This window comes from Sporosarcina sp. P19, assembly GCF_002743165.1.
GTDB lineage: Bacteria > Bacillota > Bacilli > Bacillales_A > Planococcaceae > Sporosarcina > Sporosarcina ureae.
Window position 1 is genome coordinate 151731 of record NZ_PDYR01000004.1, and the last position, 26069, is coordinate 177799.

Consider the following 26069-nt stretch of genomic DNA (forward strand, 5'->3'; position numbering starts at 1 on the left):
TCAAAGATTCATGAAAAGCGCTCATAGTTGCGGAGCGAGTGCTCTATGGAATGCTTTAACCGCTCATACACGGCCTTTGACTGATCATAGTGCTTCGATAAGCGCTCATAGCGACGGTCTAACCGCTCATAGCAAAACACAAAGACGGACTTCCTCGCAAGGAGGAGAAATAAATGAAAACTATACAAACCATATCAAAAATCATTTCAAAGTATTTACCACTTTGGATCATACTCTTATCCATCATCGCCTATATCATTCCGGATGCGTTCATTTCAATCCGGCAATTGACGGGCTTTGGATTAGGGACGATCTTCTTTCTAATGGGCTTATCGCTTTCATCGGAGAAGCTGATCGAGGTTATCAAACATCCGAAATATGCTTTACTGGGTGTCTTGTTGAAATGGACGATCATGGTCGCGGTGTCGATAGCAATTGCCTATTTATTTTTCGGCAATCAAGCAGAAATCGCAACCGGTATTATTTTGGCGGGAACCGTACCAAGCGGAACGTCTGCAAATATTTATACATTTATTGCAGGAGGAGAAGTGGCGCTCAGTATTACGATGGCGACGCTAGATACATTTATTTCTCCTGTGTTGACGCCGATTTTATTGCAGACATTTGCAGGACGTTTTATTCCAATTGAATTCTGGCCTTTATTTCTTAACATTATATATATCGTGTTCTTCCCTTTAATTGGCGGTTTACTGATTCAATGGAAGTTTCAGCGCCAAGTGGAGAAGTTTAAACCATATACCGGAGTCTTGTCCCAACTTGCTCTATTTCTAGTCATCCTATCGGTCATATCCAATGCCCAGCAAGCCTTGTCTGAGAACTTATCCGTGCTGCCGCTTGTATTCATAGCAGTCACATTACAAGTCAGCATACCAATGGGCGCAGGCTATTTTATCTCGAGATGGCTAGGTGTACCCGAGCGCAACGCCCGCGCCATTTTATTCCACACGGGTATTTGCAACACAGCTCTCGCCGCAACGCTTGCAATGGAACACTTCGGATCACTTGCGGCTGTACCTGCAGTTGCTAATATGGTAATGAACTTAACGATTGGCGCCTTAATGGCAAGTCTATTCGAGAACAAATTCCGACTTGCTGCGGATGGTAACAGCTAATGAAATTTAGAACTCAAGATATTTTTTCTGTAAAGCGATAAAAATTTTATCGCTTTTTATATTGGTAAATTTCTTGCAAAAGTTATGATTTTAAAAATGGTAATGATATACTATTGGATAAATTTGACGAATTGAAGTGAAGTCAGTATTGAACAATCGGGCGATTTCACGAGGTGAGGGAAGTGATGTTATGAGGTTCTTCAAGTCGATGAATGAGAATGAATCACACAATTGGAAAAAGGGAGTTTTCTTTGGCTTTTATGCATACATGCTAATTACGGCAATAAACTACTTTTATTACTCGGTAATGGGAAGTGCTTTATTTTCTCCCGGTTATATTTTTTTAAGCGGTATAGCAGTTGCCTTTCTGTTTGAATTTATTTTTAATCTTAAACGCAAAAGACTTTAATAGACCAAGATGTTTTGGAATCGGGGCTTTAACGGTACAAGACTTGTGCTTCAAACGGGCCATTTTGAAGAGTTATAGTCGGTGCATTATTGTGTCAGATGGTAAGGGGGCGCGTGGAATGGACAACCAGAACTTCAAAGTAATATCCTTGGCTTGTTTATTAATTTGTATACTAGCTTGGATTCCTAATATAGTTTTCCAAGTAGCCAGTCCTTTATTTTTAGTGACTTTTATTATTGCTCCAGTGGGAATTTTATTCGCAACATTGATAAGAAAATATTGGTTAATCGTGGCTAATATTTTTATGTTTTTCAGCTTTTTCATATTTATGTTTGTGGGTTATCTTGTGAACGCCAACTGAAGTCAAAATTTAAGGATATATTGTTTACGACCAAAAGGAGCAATTGTTGTATAAGGTTTGTGTCTTAAATGGGCCAAATAATAGTGGATTAATTTTTATGATTAAAACTTTGGCTAAGGGATTAAGTGAAAAGGTGATTGTGTTGCAATTTAGGGATAAGGTTATTATTGGGGTAGCAATGACTCTACTGGTTGCAGTATCGATTGGTATAGTTTTTGGTGGAATTATTTTTGGTCTAGCAGGTTTTTTCTCTTTGATTGGTGTTTCTTATGGATCAATTGGATCTTTACTGCTATTCATATTCATTACTTTTTTGGTTGGCATTTTCTTTGAAATAATAGAGCAAATCACGTTATTTTTTATAACGAGAGCAAACCTACCTAGTAAAGAAAAATGGGTTTGGATAGCTCTAATTAAATTAATTTTAAGCTGGATTGTTATATATATTGTTAATGAATTAATGACAACAGTGGTTTTATCAAGTTTAGCAGTATTTTTAACAGCACTTCTTATAGTCAGCATTGACATAGTGTTTGATGATAAAAAAAGAGGTAGTATATAATATTAGACCTCCTTTAACGGGTGGCGTTAACTGAACAACTGTTGCGCACCAAATGGGCCATTTTGTGAATATTGGGTAAGGAAAAATAGGAGGAGATAATCATGCCACGTTGCACTAACTGTAATTACAAGTGGAATGCCAAAGATATAATCGCCCTTGGATTTTCAAAAAAGGAAAAAGACTGCCCCAATTGTAGTGACAGACAATACATCTCTGCTGAATCGCAGAGGTTATTAACTTTGGGATGGTTAAGTTTAATATTTGTTCCGTTTATAATTTCAAAAATTAAATTAAGTGGAAAAGATGAACCCCTTTGGTAATTCCCTAAATGGGGGCGTTTAGGTGATAAGGACAATGCACCAAACGGGCCATTATCTGATGTTAAAGGATGTGAGGTTTAGCGATGAAAAAGTATGTTTTGTTCCTGTTATTATTAACTTTTACTTTAATGTTATGTGCTTGCACCCAAAGCGAAGAAGAAAAAATACAAGTTTACTTAAAAGACAAAAGTAAAAACTTTTATGATTTCTCTGTTGTTGATTTTGCGGATGGAGAATTAAACATTGAGGTTAAAATGCTTCCGAGTTCTGAAACATGGAGTAATGATGATGCAGAATTTGATGTTGGCGTTGAATCAAAAGCATCATTAGAAGCTGTAAAGTATTATTCTAAAGAACATTTAGATGTGGTAAAGCAAGCAAATCTTTACTTTGTTACAAGGGAATCAAATAAAACTGTAGCAGAAATAAATGCAAATGACGATACTATAGTGGAAACCAGTTGGTTAGAAGTAACTAATCAGGAATTTCCTCGAATTGTAGATGGTTACAAATTTTACGGTGTATCAGATTAGTTCTTCAGCTTTAGGGGGCGATTGTCGCAGTGCTTCACTGTAGTCAGCTAGTTGATCGGAGTGGAAGCCGGCGACTCCGGGAGGATCAGCGGGACAGGTGAAACACCTAGCGAGCGTAGCGAGGAGTGTGGTTCACCGCCCGCCCTCCGGAACGCGTCCGGCTGCAACGTAGATCAACGGGTTGCAACCACTATCCCGTTATTGGGCGCTAATTCGTAAGAGCAAAATGCAAAAAAGATGCAGAAGGGCTTATAGCCTTCCTGCATCTTTTCATTATTAGACTTCCACTTTACTGCGTACGAGATAATCGAACGCGCTGAGGGAAGCGGTGGCGCCGGAGCCCATAGAGATGATGATCTGCTTGTAAGGGCTGTCCGAGCAGTCGCCCGCCGCAAATACGCCGGGTACGTTCGTCGCACCTTTCTTATCGACCACAATCTCGCCGAAGCGGTTGCGTTCGATTGAATCACCGAGCCAGTCCGTGTTCGGCACGAGTCCGATTTGAATGAATATGCCGTCCAGTTCGATATGATGCTCCTCACCGGAATCACGGTCTGTATACGTGACACCATCGACTTTATCAGTGCCGGTGATTTCCTTCGTTTGGACGTTCGTCAACACCTTCGCGTTCGGCAGGCTGTTAAGGCGTTCCTGCAAGACCGCGTCCGCTTTTAGTTCCGGTGCGAATTCGAGCACGGTGACATGCCTTGCGATGCCTGCTAGGTCGATCGCCGCTTCGATACCGGAGTTTCCGCCACCGACTACTGCTACGTCCTTGCCTTCAAATAATGGGCCATCGCAGTGCGGGCAGTAGGCCACGCCTTTGTTGCGGAATTCCGCTTCGCCTGGCACGCCAATGTTGCGCCAGCGCGCTCCTGTCGACAAGATCACAGTCTTGCTCTTGAGAACTGCGCCGTTTTCTAGTTCGATTTCAATGAGATCCTTTTTCTCTAGACGTTTCGCTGTCTGCAGGTTCATGATATCGATATCGTATTCTTTCACGTGTTCTTCAAGGCTTGCCGCAAGCTTCGGTCCTTCCGTGCGATTGACGCTGATGAAGTTCTCAATCGCTGCGGTATCCAAGATCTGACCACCGAAACGATCAGCAACGATGCCTGTGCGGATCCCTTTACGGGCAGCGTAGATTGCTGCGCTTGCGCCGGCTGGTCCTCCACCGACAACGAGCACGTCGAATGGGTCTTTGTCTTCGAAGTCGGATGCATCCAGACCGCTTCCCATTTCCACAAGAATTTCCTCGATTGTTTTGCGGCCGTTCGTGAATGGTTCGCCGTTTAAGTATACGGTCGGAACCGCCATGATGTTTTTGCTTTCCACTTCATCCTTAAAGACTGCGCCGTCGATCATCGTGTGCGTGATATTCGGATTCAGTACGCTCATGATGTTCAGCGCCTGTACGACTTCCGGACAGTTCTGACAGCTCAGGCTGATATAGGATTCAAAGTGATGCGTTCCTTCAATGTTCTTCACTTGCTCGATCACCTGATCATCGACTTTAGGCGCTCTGCCGCTCACATGGAGCAAAGCTAGGACGAGAGAGGTGAATTCGTGACCAAGCGGAATACCGGCAAATACAATGCCGGTATCTTCGCCAGGGCGGTTGATGCTGAAACTTGGAGTTCTTTCCAATTCTGCTTTTTCTACTTTGATGAGAGAAGACATGGAAGCCAGTTCATCCACTAGCTCTTGCATGTCCTGTGCTACTTTGTCGGAGCCCACGCTGATCTTTAGCTGGACTTCCTTTTCCATCATCTCGAGATATTGGGCTAACTGCGCTTTAATATTCGCATCTAACATATAAACCGTCTCCTTAAATTTTACCTACAAGATCCAGGCTTGGCTTCAGTGTTTCGCTGCCTTCCTGCCATTTAGCCGGACATACTTCGCCCGGATTGTTGCGGACATATTGTGCTGCTTTGATTTTATTGACTAAAACGCTTGCGTCACGGCCGATTCCGTCTGCGTTGATTTCTGCTGCCTGCACGACGCCGTCCGGATCGATGATAAATGTACCGCGCTGTGCAAGACCTGCTTCTTCGTCTAGCACGTCGAAAATACGAGAGATTTTCTGTGAAGGGTCACCGACCATGATGTAGCGTAAGCTGCTAATGGCATCTGAGTGGTCGTGCCATGCTTTGTGTGTGAAGTGTGTGTCCGTTGAAACGGAGTATACTTCTGTATCGAGGCCTTTCAATGTTTCGTATTGGTTCTGAAGGTCTTCGAGTTCAGTAGGGCAGACAAATGTGAAGTCAGCTGGGTAGAAGCAAACTACGCTCCATTTTCCCTTAAAGTTTTCTTGGGTTATTTCGATGAATTCCCCGTTACCACTGTTGTACGCATTTGCTGTAAACTCTTCGATTTGTTTTCCGATCATTGACATGAATGATTCCTCCTAAAGTGTTTTTGATGACTAATGCAGTCATCTGTTTAAGTTATAGAATATAATAATTCTAATTACGTAATAATTATTATATAAACCTGAAGAGTTGTCAACCATATTGATTTCGTCTAGTAAAATGTCATTATATATTATCCGGGGAGATGATAGTATACGACCCGCATTCTCCCTTATTCTCAATTAAATTGAATGATTACCAGTTGGCTCGAAAGCAGTGGAAGGGATTAAACTAAGCAATTGATGGATAAACCAAATTGGACAAGTCAAATTGAGGGTGAAGAACTAATCTGTACAACTGCGGGGCGTGTTAATGTAAGAGACTTTGTGTGGGATCCAGACCAGATCATTGTGGAAATATGTTACATTTTACTGTAACGTAGTGATTAAATTGAATGACTAAATGCTTTCTAGGGTTCCGCAGCAAATTGTTGGACTGGTCCTAGAGAAAACTCATAGATCTTTCTATGTCACGGAAGGATAAGAGCCTGGAATATGCTATTAAACAGTGTTCTCCTAAGCTTTATAATTTACAACTGATTGTGAAGGGTCATTACATGAATCGAAATTGAATTAAAGGTTTTATAGCGGCTTTTTTATGTGATTGGATTAACACACGCTTATGATTTTTGGACATGGGCTGGAACGATGATTTTGATCATAGTGAGCAACTATTTAATGATTACGGCGGCACATGTGCTTCCGGTTGCAGCGCAGACCAAAGGGTTCCAACCACTATCCCGTTACAAATACTATCTGGTGTAAATGATCCTCGCCTATGCATTCAGAGAAACAGGCTGTTAAGTTAAAAGTTATCAGAAAGGAGCAAACGCAATGGATGTATGGTTTGTGATTAAAGAGCGATATATGCTTCTTTCTATTTTTTTAATCATTCTATTAGTCAACATGTTTTTACTTATAGCTATTTGGAAAAACCGTTCTGATATGCCCAAAAGCTTAACCTTGGTCATAACGATAATCTGTTCAATTATCATTGTCTTATCCATATTTGCGTTCGTGTTTGCAGTTTCGTTTGGATATAATTCTTAAAAACACCTCAATGACCTCTATGTTCAGTATAAATACACTACAACGTAAAAAAACCGGTTAGAGAATAGTCTCTAACCGGTTATACTTCATTAAAATACTTTATCACCATTAAAAATCGAGTTCTTCACAATAACATAATCTACATTGCGTATGGAACTCAGTGTCTTGCCGCCGGAATAAGAAATAGCAGACTGAAGATCTTGTTCCATTTCAATCAACGTATCTTTCAATGGACCTTTATATTCCACGAACATTTTCTTGCCCTCTACATTCTTCTTTTCACCTTTTTGGAATTCAGAAGCTGAACCGAAGTATTCTTTATACAATTGACCATCTTGTTCTACAGTCTGTCCAGGAGATTCTTCGTGACCAGCGAATAATGAGCCGACCATGACCATACTTGCACCAAAACGTACAGATTTTGCGATGTCGCCATGTGTACGGATTCCGCCGTCTGCAATGATTGGTTTGGAAGCAGCTTTCGCACATAAGCGAACAGCCGCAAGTTGCCAGCCACCTGTTCCGAATCCTGTTTTGATCTTCGTGATACAAACTTTACCTGGCCCGATACCCACTTTTGTCGCGTCAGCACCAGCGTTTTCGAGCTCACGGACAGCTTCAGGTGTACCTACATTGCCTGCAATGACAAAGCTCATCGGCAAATGCTTTTTGATGTGCTGGATCATGCGAATGACTTGATTGGAATGACCGTGCGCAATATCGATCGTGATGAATTCAGGAACATGTGCGTTAATCGCAAGTTGCTCAACGAATCCATACTCTTCTTCTTTCACGCCGACACTTATTGAAGCAATCAAACCGCGTGCGTGCATACTTTTAATAAAATCTACACGCGTTTCAGGTTTGAAACGGTGCATAATATAGAAATAGCCATCTTCTGCTAATTGAATCGCAATCTTTTCATCAATAATCGTCTGCATATTGGCAGGAACGACGGGTAAACGGAACGTATGACCACCTAACATAACGGAAGTGTCACATTCTGAGCGGCTCTCTACCACACATTTTGCTGGAACTAGCTGAATATCTTCATAGTCAAATACGGTTTCCATTACAATCACCTCTATAAACGAATGTTTTCATATAAAACAGTTGGATTGTTCGTCCTTTTGTAATTTACATGATTTTTTATTCGTTGTCAACGCTTTCAAAGTAGTTTTCTTTTGAAATGGGACATAGTCAGTAGTACGACTAAAATTGCGGCAAACAACGTGATAGTATAAGGACCCCATAAGTCTGAAGGTGTTAGTTCACCGGTTAATAGCTGAGTGGAAGCCGTCAGTAATTCAAGGGGATTCCAATTGGCGGACTTAGGAAATATAGCCGCAATAAATAATGTAATAACGACTAATAAGGTGACCAGTGTTCCGCCATAGGGTGTAGCGAATAAGGTATTTCCCCATAACGTAACCGCTAGTAATAGTATGCCGAACACATACAGGCAACTGGCTGCAAATAGTAAATGTTGCAGTTGGCTTTGATCCCAATAATAAGCAGTGTAAGCATAGGTGATGGTGAATGATAGCGTGATAGCCAGTGTCCAATAGCAAAGAGCCATAAAGAATTTTGTCGTAATTACGGTACTGCGACGTAAGCCTTTCGTTAGCAAAATCACAAGCGTACCTTTTTCCAATTCCTTCGACATCAGCGTATTGAATAATAGAATAAACACGATTAATCCCATCTGTGGGACGTTTTTATAGAACTGTAGCCAAGAATCGAGTGCGGTAGGTTCAGGTAGATTGACGAGTGCACCTTCAGGCATGAATTCCTCGAATAACACCGGAGAGATTTTTGCTGTAAATGGATTTAATATACCAAGAATCGAGAATATGACTAGGATAAGAAATAACTTATACGTCTTCACACTTTCGAACCATTCCTTCTTCAAAAAACCAAGCCACTGATTCATCCAAGCACCTCCAAGACGAGTTGCTCGAGCAAACGTGTTTTGGGATGCATCGACTGTATAAGGATTTTCTGAGTAATGAGTTCTTGCATGAAAGCCAATTGCGTACTTTCATTAGGTAAATTTACAACTAATTGCTCGCTGTCAATCTTCATTTCGAATGGGGTATGTCGCAATCGTTCGTGTGCTTCTGCTACAGGTAATGTAAATGTGAAAATGAATTGACCCGTAATTTGTTGTTTTAAATTCGCCAGTTCATCTTGGAATATAATAGTCCCTTCATGCAACATAGCGACATGATCACAGATTTGTTCAGCGTCCGAAACGATATGTGTGGAGAAGAAAACAGTTGTTTCTTCTTTTGCCTTGTGTAAAATGGAAAGAATTTGTGCACGTCCGGCCGGATCCAAAGCAGAAGTAGGTTCATCACAAATCAACAATTTAGGGCGATTTAGAAGTGCTTGTGCGATTCCGAGTCGTTGTTTCATTCCTCGAGAATACGTACTAATTAAGGAAGTGGTGCCAGCAAGTCCGACCAATTCAAGTAATTCTGCTATTCTTCTTTGACGTTCTTTTTGGGGTATATTTGTAATGACTGCACATAACTCCAAATACTGCATTGCATTATAGAAGGGATAAAATTCTGGAACGTCGGGCAAGTAGCCGACATATTGATTGGACTTTGTCTCGCCGAACGTTACGGGTTCACCCGCAATTGTAATGGATCCTGCATTAAGTGGTAATAACCCTAGAATACATTTCATCAGTGTCGTTTTGCCAGAACCGTTAGCACCAACAAATCCGAAAACAGTATGCTCAGGAATATCCAGGTGTATATCTTTCAGCACTTCATGATCTCCGAAACGCTTCGAAATACCATTAATTTGTACGACCATTGTGATCACCTCTTCCAAACACGAAATAGATTAATGGCCCGATAAATTGGATCAATAATACAATTAACAGCCACATGACCTGATTGCCGAAGCGGTAGTGAGGATGGCGAATGACATGTATCGCCGAGAAAATAGCCAATCCCAGTTGCAAAATAATGAGCGGAATTAAAAATGGTAGATATTCCATAAATAAAGCCATGTCGTTATTCATGAACGCCCCTCCAGTCCAAAGCGTAGTCGTTGCCGTAACTCTTGCATCTCATCGTCTTGTTTAAATGGTTCAAAGAAATCGGCATCCATCGATTCTATGATCGATCGCTTAATGATCTCTGTATTGCGCAGTGCATTGGCACCTAAATCCAGTTGTTCTAACCAATCTTCTAGTAAATTGAAGTATTCGTCTCCGCGTAAGGAAAAGGGGAGTAAATCATGAACACATATATCCACGTATTTATTAAGATACGGGTAAAGTAACTCACGGTTAACAGAAAGAGCTGCACATTGCGCTACGCTGAAATAAAATTGCAGACACATATTCGGATGAAGAGTACGCAATGCATATAGCTCGATCAATCCATTCATCCGATGAATGGTGTCATCAAACGCTTGTTGATTAGAAGCGGAAAGTCGTAAATAGAGCGGGCTGCTACCGACAAGTTGAATGACGTTTTGATACATCATGACTTGAATGACGCGCATCGCTTCCTCTTGATCACCAAGTTGTTCATGAGCAGTTGCCAGCAAAATCTCGTCTCCGATACTCGGCTTGATGACTCCGTCTAATAATTCCAATGTAGTTTTTGGGGTTGACTGCATGAGCGAAATTGTTGCCTGTAAGGAGTTTGCTTGACGTAAGACCCATACATCTTCACTTACTTTTCGAATTCGCTCCAACCAGCGATTAGTTTTCCGTAAAACAGAGGGACTATCACTACTCAACATATGATGATTGAGCAGTAATATACTCATCTGCAGTAAGAATGCAGGATCGTGGTAGTACAATTTAACTTGTTCTTCTATATCAATGAAAACCGATTCAAAAGATTCTTTACCAAAACGGGATGCGAATTCATAATAGTGATGTTGGATGGCTTCTTTAGAAAGTTGTCGTTCATAGCCAAGCAGTTCATCAACGGTCAATTCAAAATACGAGGCAATTTTCGGCAACAGTGTGATATCCGGATAGCTTAATCCTTTTTCCCATTTCGATACAGAAGCTTTCGATACTTGGCAATAAGAAGCTAGTGTATCTTGTGTAATTTGAAGTCGCTTTCGTTGTTGTAGAATCACAGTGCCTATTTGCAGCATATCCTCCCACCTTTCTCTTTTATTCAGTGTAAGGTTAAACACTTGTTGATTCAATCAACTGTTAGGTGACTATTTAGAAGGGGAGTAAACTACCGAGATATTATGTATCAGTACACAAAAAGCCGGTCTATGAAAGACCGGCTTCTGATCATACGCTCACTGTTGTGAAAGGTTCTAAAATATTCTTTTTTGGTTTTGCTTGATATTGCAGAACTTTATCAGTGGAATCGTATGAATCACCATAGAAATCTTGGTCTTTGTAGGTGTGAATTTCTTCGTAGGTTGTTTTCATCGCGTTGAATACATCTTGTTCATCCGCTTGTGATGACTGCGGGGGTGCCCAGTATAGAATTTCGAGGATGGTTTGTTCGCCAGTGGCTAATGAACGACGATTATAGCCGATTTTCTGTGCGTGCATGAACTCTTCACGTGCATAGAACTTCAGTCGTTTCTCAGTATCTGGTTCGGCTTCGTCAACTGGTTCCACTTCCAGTAAGATCGGTTTTTTCTTGGTTTTCAACGAATCCAGCAGTTTTTTTCCTAACCCTTCACCACGTGCGGCTGAAGATACGAAAAGATAGTCTACGAAAACGAAGTCCTCCGTTTCTACGTACATCAATACGTGCTTTGGTCCTTCTTCCTTATAGTAGACATTGCCTTTATCATTCAGTAATGTCTCCATATGTTCCTGCGACTTCATCTCTTCGATTGGAAAATACTCTTTCAATTTGTTGTACCAATGCATGTGTTAAATTCTCCTCCATAGGTAATGAATGTACCTGGAGCTTTTTGTTTGGGGATCAAACAATGTGAGGAAAAAAGAGGTCAGAAAAAAATCCTCATACTTAGTATACTCTTTTTTTGGTAATAAATAAAGCTGTTTTATAGAATAAGTTTTACTTTTTCATTATAATAAATTAAAATCGATACCAAAGAATTAGTTGGCATCGATTTTAATTGTTCTTTACCTACGACCTTTACTGCTTGAATACGCCTCTTTTTTCTTCTTTTCATTCATGACGGTTTTTGCGACAGGATATAACACCATTCCCCATTTTATTAATTTTTTTATTACTCTTATCATATATGCTTCTTCCTCTCGATTTTGGAGTTGTTATAAGTACCTTCCCCCTTTCCCTTGCTCATTAAACTTTTATTCAAGCGTTTTAGGAACGGAGGTAGGGTGTTCTATTTCTGTGAATAGATTGGAACTTTCAATGACAGGCGTAGATTTAGGTGTGGAAGGAATAGTAAGTTCTAGTTGCTTGCTCATATCTTCTAATAGCAGCTGAAGTCTTGCAATGTCTTCTTTCGTTGCGTATTGCTTGCGGTCGATCAAGACATAACCAAGCTGTCCACTCATTTCAATAGTCGCCCATTTCACATCATCAATTCTTTCAATTCCATTTTGCCGCAAATGCATTTCCAATTCATCCACGGTTAAGCGGAGTTTTTTCATAGTGGATTTTTTGAGGATGCCATTTTCTATTACAATTTTTGATCTTCCTCGTAAAATTCCTTCAAAGAAATTCCACTTCAATGCGAATAATTCAAAGAAAAAAAGTGTTAGCACTAAAATAAATGAAAGGAATAGCGTTTGCCATAAATTTTTGTTTGCTACAGGCTGAATTAATAATGTGCCGACCGCAATCATCAATACGGTTTGGCCGACTGTCATTTGTGAAATGGACTTGCGGCCAGAAATATGTAAAAGTACAATGCCTGCCACAATAATGAGTACCGCTTTCCAAATTGAATCGAATTCCATTATGCTCACGTCTTTTCATGCGTTTATCTTTAGTGTGAGAAGATCTTTAAATAGTATGCATGAAAATGATGAATCCTTACTTGATACAACTCCGTATAAGAAGAAAGGAGTGATCAATATGCGGCAAGATATTCAGATGCGACAAAATAGTCTACAGGAAAAACGAGTAAATCAACGGCGCTTGAGGAAACGCTTAGAGCAGACAAGCGAAAAGCTACTCACAATGAAACAAAAACGTGATCAACTTCACCGCCAGTTGACGAAAGAACAGCAGGATGTTGTGAAGCTTGGTAAGTTTTCATTTGCGAACAAAATTAGTGAATGGACAGGTAGATGGGACGAAAAGATGAAAAAGGAGATCGAAGAAGCAGCAGAAGTGGAGTTAAAATATAATGAAGCAGAAAAAAACGTACTAGATCTGACTGCCGAAGTAGAAGATTTACGTAATGAACTAGAGAAACCGGACTTCATGCATATTGCCGAAGACTGGGAAGATTTCTTGAAGGAAAAAGAGTCATGGATCCGTTTGAATGATTCTGTTGCCAATCAAACTCTCCAGAAGATTTCAGACGATCGTGTGCGTGTCTATTCTATGTTGCGTGAAATTGGTGAAGCGTTTGAAGCGGGGGAAAAGGCGGAACGAGCTTTGGCAGGTGCAATGAAGAAGTTGGATTCAGCGGAAGGGATATCAATGTGGGATACATTTTTAGGAGGAGGAATTTTTGTCTCGGCATTAAAGTATTCCGAAATCAACAGCTCGGATGATCACGTTCATCAAGCACAACGGGCACTACGTCTTTATGAGACGGAATTGATGGATGTGCAAGATGCTGCGACAGATTCTTTCCAAGTAAATAAAAACGATATCTTTACATTTACAGATGTGTTTTTCGATAATATATTCTCCGACTGGATGGTTCATACACGAATTACTTACGGCAAAAAGAAGCTACACGCAGTCATGCAAGATGTCCGTCGCATACAGGACCGACTTGCAAGAAAACGTGCAGCCTTAGAAGAAGAAATCCGGCGGCTTGATCAGCAGCAAGATGATATTATCATGTCGTAATGTATATTAAATGCGTGTTAGGGTCTTCCCTAAATAGCCAAATAGTACTGTTAAAATCGGGCTCAATAAACAGAAGAACGCAAATGGTAAATAAGCAATCGTTGGTACATCAAGCACGGTCGTGATGAAAATACCTGCTACACTCCATGGTACAAGAGGATTAATGACGGTCCCGGCGTCTTCCATGACACGGCTCAAGTTTTTATTTGCCAGTCCAACCTTTTCGTAGCTGGATTGGAAGGCTTGGCCCGTCAATAAGATAGATAAATACTGCTCACCGATTAAAACGTTGATACCGATTGCAGTAAGCGCAGAAGTCAAAATTACTGATGACACTTTACGTAGCGCACTTTCAATTTTTGCAAGCAAGCACTGTACAATACCTAACGTAAATAGCATGCCGCCCATACTAAGTGCAAGCAACACAAGCGAAATCGTGAACATCATACCTTCCATTCCATCACTGCGAGATAATAATTCATCCACGACTGCGACGCCTGTGGATCCTTCATAGCCACTAAATAAAATACTCAAAACTTCGGAAGCGCCATAAAATGTATGGATATATGCAACGATAATGGCGGATAATGCACTGACAGCCAGCGTCAGGATAGCTGGGACTTTGACGAATGTCAAAATGATCAGCACAGCGACAGGAACTAACGTATACCAATGTATCAAGTTTGTACCGATTAGTGCATCACTGTATTTTTCAATTGTCGAAAAATTGCTAGACGTCACATTGGGTGATAACACACCAAATAAGATAAGTGAGATGAAGAACGCGGGAAATGTTGTCCATCCCATATTGCGTATATGTTCAAATAAGTCTACACCAACAATCGAAGAGGCTAAGTTGGTTGTATCAGACAACGGTGACATCTTATCGCCAAAAAATGCGCCCGAGACAATCGCACCTGCCGCAATAGGCAAAGAAAGCTCTAAAATATGTGCCATACTAATGAACGCTACACCAATCGTAGCAACAGTTGTCAATGAACTACCGACCGATAAGCCGATAATTGCTGTGACGATGAATACGATGGCGTAGAAAAACGTTGGCGTAATGATTTGGAGTCCAGCATAGATCAAGGTAGGAATCGTTCCGCCCATCATCCAGCTACTCACGAGAACTCCGATGAAGAAGAATAAAAACACCGCGCTCATTCCAGAACTTGCACCTTCGACTAACCCACGTTCCAACTCTTTGTATGAAATCTTCTTCCATAATCCATAGCCAAATAATAAAAGAATAGCAAATAAAATGGGTACATGTGGTACAGAATCAAATACGATGATGCTGGCACTGATCATCGCCACAATTAGCACGGTCAGTATGACTGATGCTTTAACGGTTGGCGTATGAATCGCCTTAATTGGGAACATACTTATGACCTCCTGTAAATATAGAAAAACTCCTGTCATCCCCTTAAAGGACGAAGGAGTATCTGATCAGTCTCCTGCAGTTGCGAATAAAAGTATAGAAGACATAGATTCATTATATAATAGATCGCTCTGTACATGTATAGAAAGTTATCGTTTTGAATTTTATCATGTCAGAAAGATTTGTCAATAGAGGAATGGACCGATTACTCGCACGCTGAACAGGGTAAAGCATATAGAAAGTATTCGAAAAGGAAGTGATTGTTCATGCAGGAAAGTAGACCAATGCCAAAATTAGAAAGGAAAAATCAGACAGCTAGTATGATTCGTGAAGGTTATCAGTTTTTAGGTAATCGCAGAAGAGGGTTGCAATCCAATATATTTGAAGCGCATATACTTGGAGAAAAAGTCATTTGCCTGTCGGGAGAACAAGCTGCAGCACTCTTTTATGATACGGAGAAGTTTATTCGAAAAGGAGCCATGCCAAAGCGCTTCCAAGAAACGTTAACAGGTGAAGGTGGCGTGCAATCACTCGACGGGGTCGCGCATCGCCATCGTAAAGAAGCTTTTATGTCGCTTATGTCTGCGGAAAAAATCAACCAGTTGAAAGAAATGTTGAAAGACCAATGGGAGCGGAAGTTAAATGATTTTGAAAAACAACAGGAAGTAAATGTTTATAGCGAAGCGCAGGAATTACTTCTTCGCTTAGCTTGTCAATGGGCAGGCGTCCCGTTAAAAGAAAAAGAAGTGCAAGAGAAAAAGGAAGCGATCATTCAGCTTTTCGAATCACCGGTGACACTTGGTTATAAGCAGTGGAAGGCGAAGAAGGCACGACAGGAGTTGGAGACATGGATCGGTGGTCTTATTAAATCGGTTCGAAAAGGTGACTTGATTCCTTTTGAAGGCACGGCTATGAAAGTTTTTGCCTTTCATCGAGATGAACAGGACGAGTTGCTGAATGAAAAAATAGCTGCCGTAGAAGTATTGAACATCATGCGCCCAATTGTGGCGATCTCTATTTATATTGCATTTGAAGTACACGCGATGATTCAGCATCCCGAACATCAAAAGAGATTGGCCTCAGAAGATGAAAAAGATTTGCAAGACTTCGTTCAGGAAGTACGCAGACTCTATCCTTTTTTCCCGTTTAACGCTGCTCGCGTGAAAGAAGACTTTAAATGGGAAGGCTATGCGTTCAAAAAGGGGACGCTAACGATGCTCGATTTCTATGGAACGAATCATGATCCTACCATATGGAATAATCCCGAAGTGTTTGATCCGACGCGATTCAAGGATGAACCAATTACACCATACAATCTCATACCACAAGGTGGTGGAGAATTCATACTTAACCACCGCTGTGCTGGAGAGTGGGTGACAATCGAAGTGATGAAAGTGAGCTTGGATTACTTTGCGAATCGTATGACATTTGATGTGCCAAAACAGGATTTGAGCTACAGTCTTGTCAATATCCCAAGCATCCCGAAAAGTAAAATCATTTTAAAGAACGTGAGACGAAAAGACTGACAAGCATTTGACTTTCTAAAAGAGTTCTACTTCTTGAGAGAGCTTTTTATATAAAGCTCTCTTGATGCGTTAGGTGAATATTTTGTATGAAAGGTCTAATTGACTTACCGGGGAACTCCTGCACACTTCCTACTATAATATGTTGCAACGAAGCTCCAACATGTTTTTGCAGTAATGCATTCAACATATATCAAGAATGTAGTTGTTTATAAAATGTTGAGGGTGCTATTAGGATATAACTTTATATAGAAAGGAATGAATACTTGTGACAACAACACAAGAAGTTGCTCCTCAGCCAGAGAAGCAGAAACGTAATCTGAAGGGGTTATGGATACTCTTGGCATTCGCTGTACTCATAACTATCGTTTTACTTCCCAACCCTGCAGATCTACCTGTAGTCGGTCAAAGATCACTGGCCATCTTAGCATTCGCTGTGATCTTATGGGTGACTGAAGCCGTACCGTATCCTGTCAGCGCAGCCATGATTCTTGGGTTAGCTGCGGTACTGCTCGGCCTCGCTCCGAACATGGAAAATCCTGAAGAATTGTTAGGAACGAAAAACGCCTTAAGAATGGCATTGGCCGGATTCTCAAGTCCTGCAGTAGCACTAGTAGCGGCAGCATTGTTCCTCGCTACCGCCATGCAGACGACCAACTTACATAAACGGTTGGCGCTTTATATTCTGTCGAAAGTAGGCGTCAAAACCGGAGCTATTATCTTTGGTTCCATCGTCGTATCGATCGTCTTGGCATTCTTCGTACCGAGTGCAACGGCACGTGCTGGAGCTGTCGTGCCGATCTTGCTTGGTATGGTCGCTGCATTCGGATTGCCGACAAACAGTCGATTAGGAGCTTTGCTCGTTATCACGGCCGTTCAATCCGTTTCGATCTGGAATGTTGGTATTAAAACGGGTGCTGCACAGAATATGGTCGCCCTTGGCTTTATTGAGAAGGAATTCGGTGTATCCGTCGCGTGGAGTTCTTGGTTCTTGTATGCAGCTCCATGGTCTATTCTCATGTCAATCGCTTTATTCTTCATCATGAAATTGGTTATTAAGCCCGAAACACAAGTAGTTGAAGGCGGTAAGGAATTGATTCAGGGCCAATTAAAAGAACTCGGCAAAATCAAAGCTTCCGAACTCCGCTTGATTGTCGTTGCAGTCGCTTTACTTTTCTTATGGGCAACAGAAGAAAAACTGCACCCGTTTGATACAACAACTGTTACCATTGTTGCTATTGCAATTTTACTCACACCAAAGATCGGTGTATTCGATTGGAAAACCGTTCAGCAAATGATTCCGTGGGGAACGATCGTCGTCTTCGCAGTAGGTATCTCAATGGGTACACTATTACTAGATACAACAGGTGCACAGTGGCTGTCTGATAAAGTGTTCGGCGCAATGGGTTTGGATACTATGCCGTTGCTCGCAACTATTGCTTTACTGTCACTGTTTAATATTTTAATTCACCTCGGGTTTGCGAGTGCGACGAGTTTGTCCTCGGCATTAATCCCGATATTTATTGCATTGGCAACGACGATTTCACTTGATGTCAATGAAGTCGGATTTGTTTTGATTCAGCAGTTCGTCATTAGTTTCGGGTTCTTGCTGCCTGTCAGTGCTCCGCAGAACATGTTGGCATATGGAACCGGTGCTTTCTCAGTGAAAGACTTCTTGAAGACAGGTGTCCCGCTTACCATTATTGGTTACTTGTTAATCTTACTCTTCAGTGCGACTTACTGGCAGTGGATTGGACTTCTATAAGACTAGATGTAATGAAAGCAGAGACCTTTATGGTCTCTGCTTTTCTACTGTAAGGAAAGGACCGCCACAAGAATTGTAGACTTGTGGCGGTCCTTTATTTAGTATGCTTATGAACGAGTAGCTTCTGGAACAGGAAGATCGGTATCGGGTTCTACAGTTGCTGCATCCATCACTTCTGAGTCAATGGATTTCCCTAATATGTAATACTCCGTCTCATCTTGTGTCAGGCTATTGTAACGCTTGCGGATCACCGTATAGAAGATTACACCTACGACTGTCCAAGCGAGTAATAATAAGTAAGAGGGTGTTGTGAGTGCCGCTGGAGAGTTTGGCACAAGTAGTAATGCTAAGAATGATCCACTTGCAACCATACCCAGTAATGCTAAAAACTTTTTCAATGGTGCAATTTCACGTCCCATTTCCTCTTTGCCCCACGCTAGTACTTTAAATGCTGCGAGACATGTGAAGAAGTAGGCAACAGATACGCCCGTTGAAGACATATCAACGATCCATGTCAATGCTTGGCGTCCAAACCATGGTGTCGGCAAAGTAATTAATGCGACGAACCAAATCCCCCATTTAGGTGTTTGGTTTGCCGTCATCTCCCGGAAGAAATTAGGTAATGCACGTGCACGCGCCATAGAGAATAATAGACGACTTGAGGACATGAAGAAACCATTCAAACCAGTGAAGATTCCCATGACAATCGCTACTGCCATAATACCTAGTCCTCCGATTCCTAGTGCGGAACGAACAACTTCGCCTGTTGCCCACAAGTCACCGTTTCCGATGTTAGCCGTTGCAGGATATGTCCAGCTAGTCAGGCCAATCATGATCGCATAGATTACGAAAGATGTGAAAAGAGAAGCTACAATTAACATAGTTGCTTTACGAGGGGAAAAGTTGAATTCTTCTGCAGCTTGCGGCACATTATCGAATCCGACGTATGCCCATGGTGCAATTGCCAATACTACAAGTATAGAAGTAATAATTGACTGATTCCCTTTGAACAATGGCTGCAAATTGGCAAGCGGTTGTTCGGCTCCAGCGAATGTGAAGATACCGAGTACTATGACACCGGCAACAAGCAAGACGCTGAAATAAAATTGAATCTGACCTGAAATACTTGTGCCTGTCGTGTTAATAAATGCGAATGCTAAAATCAGCAAACTGGCAACGATGATTTCAGGTATGTATACGTCCCATCCTGCGACGCTATATAGAAACCCTTGTTTCATAAATCCGGGAGCTAAAAATTTCAGTAATAAAGTGAGTGCAGAAGCATTTAATGCGACGATCGATATATAACCGAGTGACAAGAACCAGCCGCAAATAAACGCCCATACTTTCCCTGCCGCCACAAAAGCGTATGTAAATCCGCCCCCGGAAACCGGAAACTTCTTAATCATTACACCATAACTGGAGGCGATGATCATCATCACGAGTGCGCCAATTCCTAATCCAATGACTGCGCCTAGTGGTCCGGAAGATTGAATCCAATCCCCTGGTAAGATGAACGCTCCCCAACCAACAGATGAGCCGAGTGCGATAGCAAACACCCATGATGGCTTTAATGTTTTATTTAACTTCCTTCGTGCATTCTCAGATCCTTGATCCATGTGATCCAACCCCTAAGTTAGTAGTATAGCGATTGTATGCCCCTTCTTTAGGGAATTAAAACGTGTTAGGCATCATATTATTATTTTACTATCGTAAGACAGAAGTATTTAGTTTTGCCAACGAATTCTGTATAGTGTAATAACGTATGATGCAAGCTTTACATGTTGACAGAGTCTACTCAATCTTTTATGATTCTAAACAACAAATACTTATAAGAATAGTGGGGTTTTATAGATGAAGAAAGTACTTCTACCATTTATGATCGTTTTATTGGCTGCTGTTTTGGTAGCATGTGGTGGTAAAGAAGAAAGTAAGCCCAATGACTCCGCTGAAAAACCGGCAGAGCAAGACGGTCTGCTAGAAGAAGTTCTCGCAAACGGTGTGCTCAATGTAGGAACGGAAGGAACATATGCACCTTTCTCTTTTCACGATGAATCTGGAAAGCTCACAGGCTATGATGTGGAAGTTACACAAGAAGTTGCGAAACGTTTAGGCGTGGAAGCAAAGTTTTTTGAAACACAGTGGGATGCTGTTTTTGCAGGGTTAGATGCGAAACGATTTGACATGATTGCCAATCAAGTTGGTGTAAATGAAGAGCGCAAAGCAAAGTATGAATTCTCTCAAGCATATACGCACTCGAACTCTGTCTTAGTCGTTCGTGAAGACGCGGATATTGCGTTTGATGGAATGGAAGGAAAGAAAGCTGCGCAGACATTGACTAGTAACTATGGCGAACTAGCAAAAGCTAATGGTGCGGAAATCATAAAAATCGACGGATTCAACCAAGGAGTCGACTTAGTCGTTTCAAAACGAGTAGATGGCACGTATAATGATAAACTTTCTGCACTTGATTACTTAAAACAAAAACCTGATGCGCCGATTAAAGTTGTTGAGGAAGAAGAAATCTCTGAAGAGAATCAATCAGAGAGCGCCTTTTTATTCAGACAAGGCAATGAAGACTTAATAGAAGAAGTAAACAAAGCGCTGGATGCGATGCGTGAAGATGGTACATTGAAGACGATCTCCGAAAAATGGTTCGGCGAAGATGTATCTTAATACGATTGCACTAAGTCCCGAACGTATACAAAGATTCCAAGAAATCGCATCAACATCCATCGGGCCATTGATTGAAGGGGCTATTAAGTATACCATCCCCTTGGCAATCATCGCATTTAGTATTGGATTGATCATTGCAATCTTTACGGCATTAGCGAGAATTTCATCTAATAAATTATTGCGAGCAATAGCGCGAGTGTATGTATCAATCATTCGAGGAACGCCTTTGCTTGTACAATTATTTATCATATTCTACGGGTTGCCGACAATTGGTATCACCATTGATCCTTTCCCGTCGGCCATCATAGGCTTTTCATTGAATGTCGGTGCCTATGCCTCGGAAATCATTCGAGCAGCTATACTGTCCATTCCTAAAGGACAGTGGGAAGCAGCATATTCTATCGGTATGAATTACTCGCAGGCATTGCGGAAGATTGTTTTGCCGCAAGCCGCTAGAGTTTCCGTACCACCGCTTTCGAATTCCTTTATTGGGCTGGTGAAAGATACGTCGCTTGCAGCTACTATTTTAGTAGCTGAGACATTTAGGCGGGCGCAAGAAATTGCTTCTATGAACTATGAGTTTTTATTCGTCTATATCATGGCGGCTCTAGTATATTGGGTAATTTGTTTCATCTTGTCGATCATCCAAGGTAGAATTGAAATACGCCTGGATCGAGTTGTCGGTAAGTCAGGGGGATTATCATGATTTCTATACAAGGACTGAAAAAGTCTTTCGGATCGCAAGAAGTAATAAAAAATGTAGACTTGGAAATCGAGCAGGGAAAAGTGGTCGTGATTATCGGTCCTTCAGGTTCTGGTAAATCTACGTTGTTACGTTGTCTGAATGTGCTCGAAACACCGAATGGTGGCGTGCTGTCTATAGATGGTCAGAAGCTAGACTTTAATACATTGGTCTCGAAAAAATCTATCAGTGCATTTCGTCGTTTGACAGGAATGGTATTTCAGAGCTATAACCTGTTTCCGCACCTGACAACGACAGGTAATGTGACGGAAGGACTCACGACAGTCAAAGGGCTATCGCATAAAGAAGCCGTGAAGAAGGCTGAACTGCTACTAGATAAAGTAGGATTGGCTGATCATAAGGACAAGCATCCCTTCCAGCTTTCAGGCGGTCAGCAACAGCGTGTTGCAATTGCACGAGCACTTGCGATGGATCCAAAAGTCATGTTGTTTGATGAGCCGACATCCGCTCTCGACCCTGAACTTGTCGGTGAAGTACTTCGAGTCATGAAGGACCTAGCACATGAAGGGATGACGATGGCTGTCGTAACACATGAAATGAGGTTCGCTAAGGAAGTGGCCGATGAAGTAATCTTTATAGATGATGGTGTCATTGTAGAACGCGGTGCACCAGCTGAGATCTTCAACCATCCAAAGCATGAGCGAACTAAGAAATTTTTGAGTTTATTACAAGTATAGATAGACAAAACGCTTGGCACATAGGATGCCAAGCGTTTTTCTGTGTTGATATTAGTGGAAATTAGCTTATTCGCTCATTAATTTGTATAAGTGATCATAGTTCGTGCTTAACCGCTCAAAGCAACCTCACAACCGCTCTAACACTCTCCGTAAGCGCTCAATCATCTTGCTCAAGCGCTCATAGTTCGTCCTTATCCGCTCAATGCAATCGGGCAACCGCTCTATCAATCTCCATGAGCGCTCAAACACCTGGCTCAACAGCTCATAGCGACGTCTTAACCGCTCAATCTCAATAACCCTAACAACATACTTCCTATTCAGTCCGGATGCCAACGATATGTATCGAGTGGGACACGGCCGTTTGCGTTGAATTGAACACCTTCCGCGAGCAATCGCTCACGTTGTGTCTCGCCTTTTCCTTCTGCGTTTTCCGGAGTCGAGATTCCACCTTGTGCATTGATGATACGATGCCAAGGCAATTCATATTTAGCACTCATCGAATGTAAAATACGTGAAATTTGTCTTGCGCCGCGAGGATTTCCTGCTTCCGCAGCTACTTGTCCATAGGTCATCACACGACCTGGAGGAATGGCTTGAATGATTGCCACGGCTTGTTCTGTAAATTTTTCCATAGTGGTGCAACCTCCTTTTTTGTAAAGTCTAGCATAGATTATCGAGACGTGTTATGCCATTATTCAGACGATATTGAATGCCAATATGGTATTATTTATGTACAGATAGAAAGGAGAATGTATATGAGCTCCAATACACTAGAGTTTGCAAAAGTACTAGATCAGCAAGATTCATTTGCGCCTTACAGAGAGGAATTTTATTTACCGCTAGAGAAAATCTATATGGATGGAAATTCACTTGGATTATTATCGAAGCGTGCAGAAACGAAGTTATTCGAACTGGTAGACACATGGAAAACACTTGCAATCGATGGCTGGACGGAAGGAATGCATCCGTGGTATTACATGGCAGAACAAATAGGGGATAGAATGGCACCATTAGTTGGCGGGAAGAAATCTGAAGTGATTGCAACAGGTTCTACTACGACCAATTTACATCAAATGGTTTCCACATTTTATCGACCTTTGGGAAAACGAACGAAAATACTAGCGGATGAATTGAATTTCCCGTCAGATATATATGCGTTGCAAAGTCAGATTCGTGTACAGGGGCTTGATCCGGAAGAGCATCTGATACGTGTGAAAAGTGAAGATGGACTTACGCTTGATGAAAAGCGAATCATTGAGGCAATGACGGAAGACGTCGCGTTAATTGTACTGCCGTCAGTTCTATATCGCAGTGGTCAGGTGCTAAACATGAAAACGCTTACGCAAGCCGCAAAAGAAAGAGATATCATAATTGGATTCGATTTATCACATTCGGTTGGATCCGTACCACATGCACTTCATGAATGGGACGTAGATTTCGCTTTTTGGTGTACATATAAACACTTGAATGGCGGACCTGGTTCCGTTGGTGGTTTATTCGTCAATGAACGACATTTCGGTAAAAAGGCAGGTCTTGCAGGATGGTTTGGCTCTGATAAGACCAAGCAATTTGATATGAATCATACGATGACAGCTGCAACAGATGCAGGCGCATACCAAATCGGCACGCCGCATATATTGAGCCTGGCTCCGCTACTCGGTTCACTCGAAATGTTCGAGGAACTTGGAATGGAGAGAATCCGTGAGAAGTCATTGAAACTCACAAGCTTTATGTTGAGTTGTATGGATAATGAATTGGGTGAGTATTCATTTGGTATCGGGAACCCGCTGGACGATTCACGTGGGGGCCACTTATTACTGCAGCACAAGGAAGCCGCAAGAATATGTCAAGCATTGAAAGCACAAGGTGTCGTTCCGGACTTCCGTGCGCCTGACGGTATTCGGTTAGCACCTGTTGCACTGTATAATTCATTTGAAGACGTCTGGCAAACGGTACAAATTCTCAAAAAGATTATGCAAGAAGATGTTTATAAACAATTTTCGAATGAACGCGGGGTGGTGGCATGACGAATCAATGGATCGATATTACACAACCATTGAATCAGCGTATTGCGGAGTGGCCTGGGGATACACCGTTTGCCTATGAAGTAGCCGTATCGAAAGAGCAGTCCGGTTCGGTAAACATAGGTAAATTAACGATGAGTACGCATATCGGCACACATACGGATGCCCCTTTTCATTATGATGATGGTGGATTAAAAATCTTGGATTTACCAGTGGATTTGTATATAGGCAAAGCTTGTTTAGTAGACGTGACAGGAGTTAGCTGTGTGACACGGGCAGATTTGGAAGCATTTGATTTCGACGGTGCAGAACGACTTTTAGTGAAAACGGGAAGTCACCCAACTCCAACGAAATTTCCTGAGAACTTCACTGTTATTGGGGAAGATGTCGGGCCACTGTTGAAGGAACGAGGTGTACGCCTAATCGGCGTAGATACACCATCCGTTGATTCGGAGACTAGCAAAGATCTACTTGGTCATCATTCGTTATATCGCAATGATGTGATTATCATCGAGAATTTAGTATTACATTCATTGGAAGTGGGGAATTATGAGTTGATTGCATTGCCTTTAGCATTGGAAGATGCGGATGGAAGTCCTGTCCGTGCAGTCGTCAGGAGGTTACAGTCATGAAGGAAAAAGGGATTCATACCGATTTTAGGGATTCGATGACGTACAGCGAGTATTTGCATTTAGATCAGGTACTATCGAGCCAGAAGCGTCTATCGGGACATCATGATGAAATGCTTTTTATCATTATTCATCAAGTAAATGAACTATGGATGAAGCTGATTTTACATGAGCTAGAAACAGCGATCGAATTGATTCAGCAAGGTGAATTGCCCGAAGCGTTCAAAATGTTAGCTCGCGTCTCAAAGGTTCAGACTCAGATTATTCAGGCATGGGATGTCTTGGCTACATTGACGCCTGCCGAGTACATGGAGTTTCGCGATAGTTTAGGAAAGGCTTCAGGATTCCAATCCTATCAAAATCGTTTGATTGAGTTTGCTTTAGGTTATAAACAACCGCAAATTATTAAAATCTATGAAAAGGATAACGAGCTGTCAAAGAGGTTGGCGAAAGCGTATGAGGCACCGGGAATTTATGATGTAGCCATTCAAGCTTTGGCACGTGCAGGTTTTGATATCAAGGCAGACTTACTCACACGTGATTTTTCAATTACTTATAAAGGAGATCCGAGTGTAGCGGCTGCATGGCTTGAAGTGTATCGGGATGTAGATCGATATTGGGATTTATATCAATTAGCGGAAAAGCTAGTCGATATCGAAGACAGTCATCAGCAATGGCGCTTTAGGCATATGAAAACAGTGGAGCGCATTATCGGCTTTAAGCAAGGCACAGGTGGCTCTTCGGGTGTTCACTATCTAAAATCTGTACTTGATCATCGCTTCTTTCCGGAACTCTGGGATGTCCGAACTAAAATTTGACAAACTGGCAAGCTAGCAACTATTATTAAATTTACAATAATCTGAAAAGAGAGGTGGT

Annotated in this window: 26 protein-coding genes and 1 riboswitch; of the genes, 14 read left to right on the forward strand and 12 right to left on the reverse strand. The window is 41.7% G+C overall.

Annotated features, from left to right (window positions below):
* Nucleotides 1–173 precede the first annotated feature (173 nt).
* The 5 genes from CSV74_RS06835 to CSV74_RS06860 all read left to right on the forward strand — a co-directional run bounded on the left by CSV74_RS06835 (nucleotide 174) and on the right by CSV74_RS06860 (nucleotide 3318).
* Nucleotides 174–1133, forward strand: coding sequence for a bile acid:sodium symporter family protein (locus tag CSV74_RS06835; RefSeq protein ID WP_099691089.1), 960 nt, complete (start codon nucleotides 174–176; stop codon nucleotides 1131–1133).
* Nucleotides 1134–1341: 208 nt separating this feature from the next.
* On the forward strand, nucleotides 1342–1542 hold the full coding sequence (locus tag CSV74_RS06840) for a hypothetical protein (RefSeq protein ID WP_143560747.1): 201 nt from the start codon (nucleotides 1342–1344) through the stop codon (nucleotides 1540–1542).
* A 458-nt stretch (nucleotides 1543–2000) separates the two neighbouring features.
* Nucleotides 2001–2465: a YrvL family regulatory protein gene (locus CSV74_RS06850; RefSeq protein WP_143560749.1), complete on the forward strand. Its 465-nt coding sequence runs from the start codon at nucleotides 2001–2003 to the stop codon at nucleotides 2463–2465.
* 101 nt (nucleotides 2466–2566) lie between these two features.
* A complete protein-coding gene (locus tag CSV74_RS06855; protein WP_099691093.1) occupies nucleotides 2567–2785 on the forward strand; it encodes a TIGR04104 family putative zinc finger protein in 219 nt (72 codons plus the stop codon).
* Between the two features lie 83 nt (nucleotides 2786–2868).
* Nucleotides 2869–3318: a hypothetical protein gene (locus CSV74_RS06860; RefSeq protein WP_099691094.1), complete on the forward strand. Its 450-nt coding sequence runs from the start codon at nucleotides 2869–2871 to the stop codon at nucleotides 3316–3318.
* A 276-nt stretch (nucleotides 3319–3594) separates the two neighbouring features.
* Here CSV74_RS06860 and ahpF read toward each other — a convergent pair whose 3' ends face one another.
* The 9 genes from ahpF to CSV74_RS06910 all read right to left on the reverse strand — a co-directional run bounded on the left by ahpF (nucleotide 3595) and on the right by CSV74_RS06910 (nucleotide 12683).
* Nucleotides 3595–5133 carry an alkyl hydroperoxide reductase subunit F gene (gene ahpF, locus CSV74_RS06865; RefSeq protein WP_099691095.1) on the reverse strand — a complete coding sequence of 513 codons (1539 nt, stop codon included), beginning with the start codon at nucleotides 5131–5133 and terminating at the stop codon, nucleotides 3595–3597.
* A 13-nt stretch (nucleotides 5134–5146) separates the two neighbouring features.
* The gene (gene ahpC / locus CSV74_RS06870; protein ID WP_029053385.1) at nucleotides 5147–5716 is read right to left on the reverse strand and encodes an alkyl hydroperoxide reductase subunit C; all 570 of its coding nucleotides are present in this window, start codon (nucleotides 5714–5716) and stop codon (nucleotides 5147–5149) included.
* Between the two features lie 414 nt (nucleotides 5717–6130).
* Nucleotides 6131–6228: riboswitch (guanidine-I (ykkC/yxkD leader) on the forward strand.
* Nucleotides 6229–6870: 642 nt separating this feature from the next.
* Nucleotides 6871–7854 carry a GMP reductase gene (guaC, locus tag CSV74_RS06880; RefSeq protein ID WP_099691096.1) on the reverse strand — a complete coding sequence of 328 codons (984 nt, stop codon included), beginning with the start codon at nucleotides 7852–7854 and terminating at the stop codon, nucleotides 6871–6873.
* A gap of 95 nt (nucleotides 7855–7949) precedes the next feature.
* A complete protein-coding gene (locus CSV74_RS06885) occupies nucleotides 7950–8714 on the reverse strand; it encodes an ABC transporter permease (RefSeq protein WP_099691097.1) in 765 nt (254 codons plus the stop codon).
* On the reverse strand, nucleotides 8711–9607 hold the full coding sequence (locus CSV74_RS06890) for an ABC transporter ATP-binding protein (RefSeq protein WP_099691098.1): 897 nt from the start codon (nucleotides 9605–9607) through the stop codon (nucleotides 8711–8713). The genes CSV74_RS06885 and CSV74_RS06890 overlap by 4 nt, the downstream gene beginning before the upstream one ends.
* Nucleotides 9591–9818: a PLDc N-terminal domain-containing protein gene (locus tag CSV74_RS06895; protein ID WP_029053380.1), complete on the reverse strand. Its 228-nt coding sequence runs from the start codon at nucleotides 9816–9818 to the stop codon at nucleotides 9591–9593. Before CSV74_RS06895 ends, CSV74_RS06890 begins: the two co-directional genes overlap by 17 nt.
* Nucleotides 9815–10915: a helix-turn-helix domain-containing protein gene (locus tag CSV74_RS06900; protein WP_099691099.1), complete on the reverse strand. Its 1101-nt coding sequence runs from the start codon at nucleotides 10913–10915 to the stop codon at nucleotides 9815–9817. The genes CSV74_RS06895 and CSV74_RS06900 overlap by 4 nt, the downstream gene beginning before the upstream one ends.
* A gap of 148 nt (nucleotides 10916–11063) precedes the next feature.
* A complete protein-coding gene (locus CSV74_RS06905) occupies nucleotides 11064–11660 on the reverse strand; it encodes an N-acetyltransferase (RefSeq protein WP_029053378.1) in 597 nt (198 codons plus the stop codon).
* Between the two features lie 408 nt (nucleotides 11661–12068).
* Nucleotides 12069–12683: a DUF421 domain-containing protein gene (locus CSV74_RS06910; RefSeq protein WP_037561645.1), complete on the reverse strand. Its 615-nt coding sequence runs from the start codon at nucleotides 12681–12683 to the stop codon at nucleotides 12069–12071.
* 118 nt (nucleotides 12684–12801) lie between these two features.
* Here CSV74_RS06910 and CSV74_RS06915 point away from each other — a divergent pair, with 118 nt between their 5' ends.
* Nucleotides 12802–13752, forward strand: coding sequence for a hypothetical protein (locus tag CSV74_RS06915; RefSeq protein WP_143560750.1), 951 nt, complete (start codon nucleotides 12802–12804; stop codon nucleotides 13750–13752).
* Between the two features lie 6 nt (nucleotides 13753–13758).
* Here CSV74_RS06915 and nhaC read toward each other — a convergent pair whose 3' ends face one another.
* A complete protein-coding gene (gene nhaC, locus CSV74_RS06920) occupies nucleotides 13759–15177 on the reverse strand; it encodes a Na+/H+ antiporter NhaC (protein ID WP_483315648.1) in 1419 nt (472 codons plus the stop codon).
* Between the two features lie 243 nt (nucleotides 15178–15420).
* Here nhaC and CSV74_RS06925 point away from each other — a divergent pair, with 243 nt between their 5' ends.
* Nucleotides 15421–16662, forward strand: a complete 1242-nt coding sequence (locus tag CSV74_RS06925) for a cytochrome P450 (RefSeq protein ID WP_233190818.1) — start codon at nucleotides 15421–15423, stop codon at nucleotides 16660–16662.
* A 265-nt stretch (nucleotides 16663–16927) separates the two neighbouring features.
* Nucleotides 16928–18424: a DASS family sodium-coupled anion symporter gene (locus tag CSV74_RS06930; RefSeq protein WP_099691103.1), complete on the forward strand. Its 1497-nt coding sequence runs from the start codon at nucleotides 16928–16930 to the stop codon at nucleotides 18422–18424.
* Nucleotides 18425–18531: 107 nt separating this feature from the next.
* Here the strand turns inward: CSV74_RS06930 and CSV74_RS06935 are convergent, their stop codons facing one another.
* A complete protein-coding gene (locus tag CSV74_RS06935; RefSeq protein ID WP_099691104.1) occupies nucleotides 18532–20043 on the reverse strand; it encodes an APC family permease in 1512 nt (503 codons plus the stop codon).
* 235 nt (nucleotides 20044–20278) lie between these two features.
* Between CSV74_RS06935 and CSV74_RS06940 the strand changes: the two genes are divergently transcribed.
* The 3 genes from CSV74_RS06940 to CSV74_RS06950 are packed head-to-tail and all read left to right on the forward strand — an operon-like array spanning nucleotide 20279 to nucleotide 22540.
* Nucleotides 20279–21100 (forward strand): amino acid ABC transporter substrate-binding protein, encoded by an 822-nt coding sequence (locus CSV74_RS06940; RefSeq protein WP_029053371.1) that lies wholly within the window; start codon nucleotides 20279–20281, stop codon nucleotides 21098–21100.
* The gene (locus tag CSV74_RS06945; protein ID WP_099634949.1) at nucleotides 21090–21806 is read left to right on the forward strand and encodes an amino acid ABC transporter permease; all 717 of its coding nucleotides are present in this window, start codon (nucleotides 21090–21092) and stop codon (nucleotides 21804–21806) included. Before CSV74_RS06940 ends, CSV74_RS06945 begins: the two co-directional genes overlap by 11 nt.
* Nucleotides 21803–22540 (forward strand): amino acid ABC transporter ATP-binding protein, encoded by a 738-nt coding sequence (locus tag CSV74_RS06950; protein WP_099691105.1) that lies wholly within the window; start codon nucleotides 21803–21805, stop codon nucleotides 22538–22540. The genes CSV74_RS06945 and CSV74_RS06950 overlap by 4 nt, the downstream gene beginning before the upstream one ends.
* Before the next feature lie 317 nt (nucleotides 22541–22857).
* Here the strand turns inward: CSV74_RS06950 and CSV74_RS06955 are convergent, their stop codons facing one another.
* Complete coding sequence (locus CSV74_RS06955) at nucleotides 22858–23172, reverse strand: MGMT family protein (protein WP_099691106.1); 315 nt, start codon at nucleotides 23170–23172, stop codon at nucleotides 22858–22860.
* A 123-nt stretch (nucleotides 23173–23295) separates the two neighbouring features.
* Between CSV74_RS06955 and kynU the strand changes: the two genes are divergently transcribed.
* The 3 genes from kynU to kynA are packed head-to-tail and all read left to right on the forward strand — an operon-like array spanning nucleotide 23296 to nucleotide 26011.
* On the forward strand, nucleotides 23296–24567 hold the full coding sequence (kynU, locus tag CSV74_RS06960) for a kynureninase (RefSeq protein ID WP_099691107.1): 1272 nt from the start codon (nucleotides 23296–23298) through the stop codon (nucleotides 24565–24567).
* The gene (gene kynB, locus CSV74_RS06965; protein WP_099691108.1) at nucleotides 24564–25196 is read left to right on the forward strand and encodes an arylformamidase; all 633 of its coding nucleotides are present in this window, start codon (nucleotides 24564–24566) and stop codon (nucleotides 25194–25196) included. Before kynU ends, kynB begins: the two co-directional genes overlap by 4 nt.
* On the forward strand, nucleotides 25193–26011 hold the full coding sequence (gene kynA, locus CSV74_RS06970; protein ID WP_029053365.1) for a tryptophan 2,3-dioxygenase: 819 nt from the start codon (nucleotides 25193–25195) through the stop codon (nucleotides 26009–26011). The genes kynB and kynA overlap by 4 nt, the downstream gene beginning before the upstream one ends.
* Nucleotides 26012–26069 lie beyond the last annotated feature (58 nt).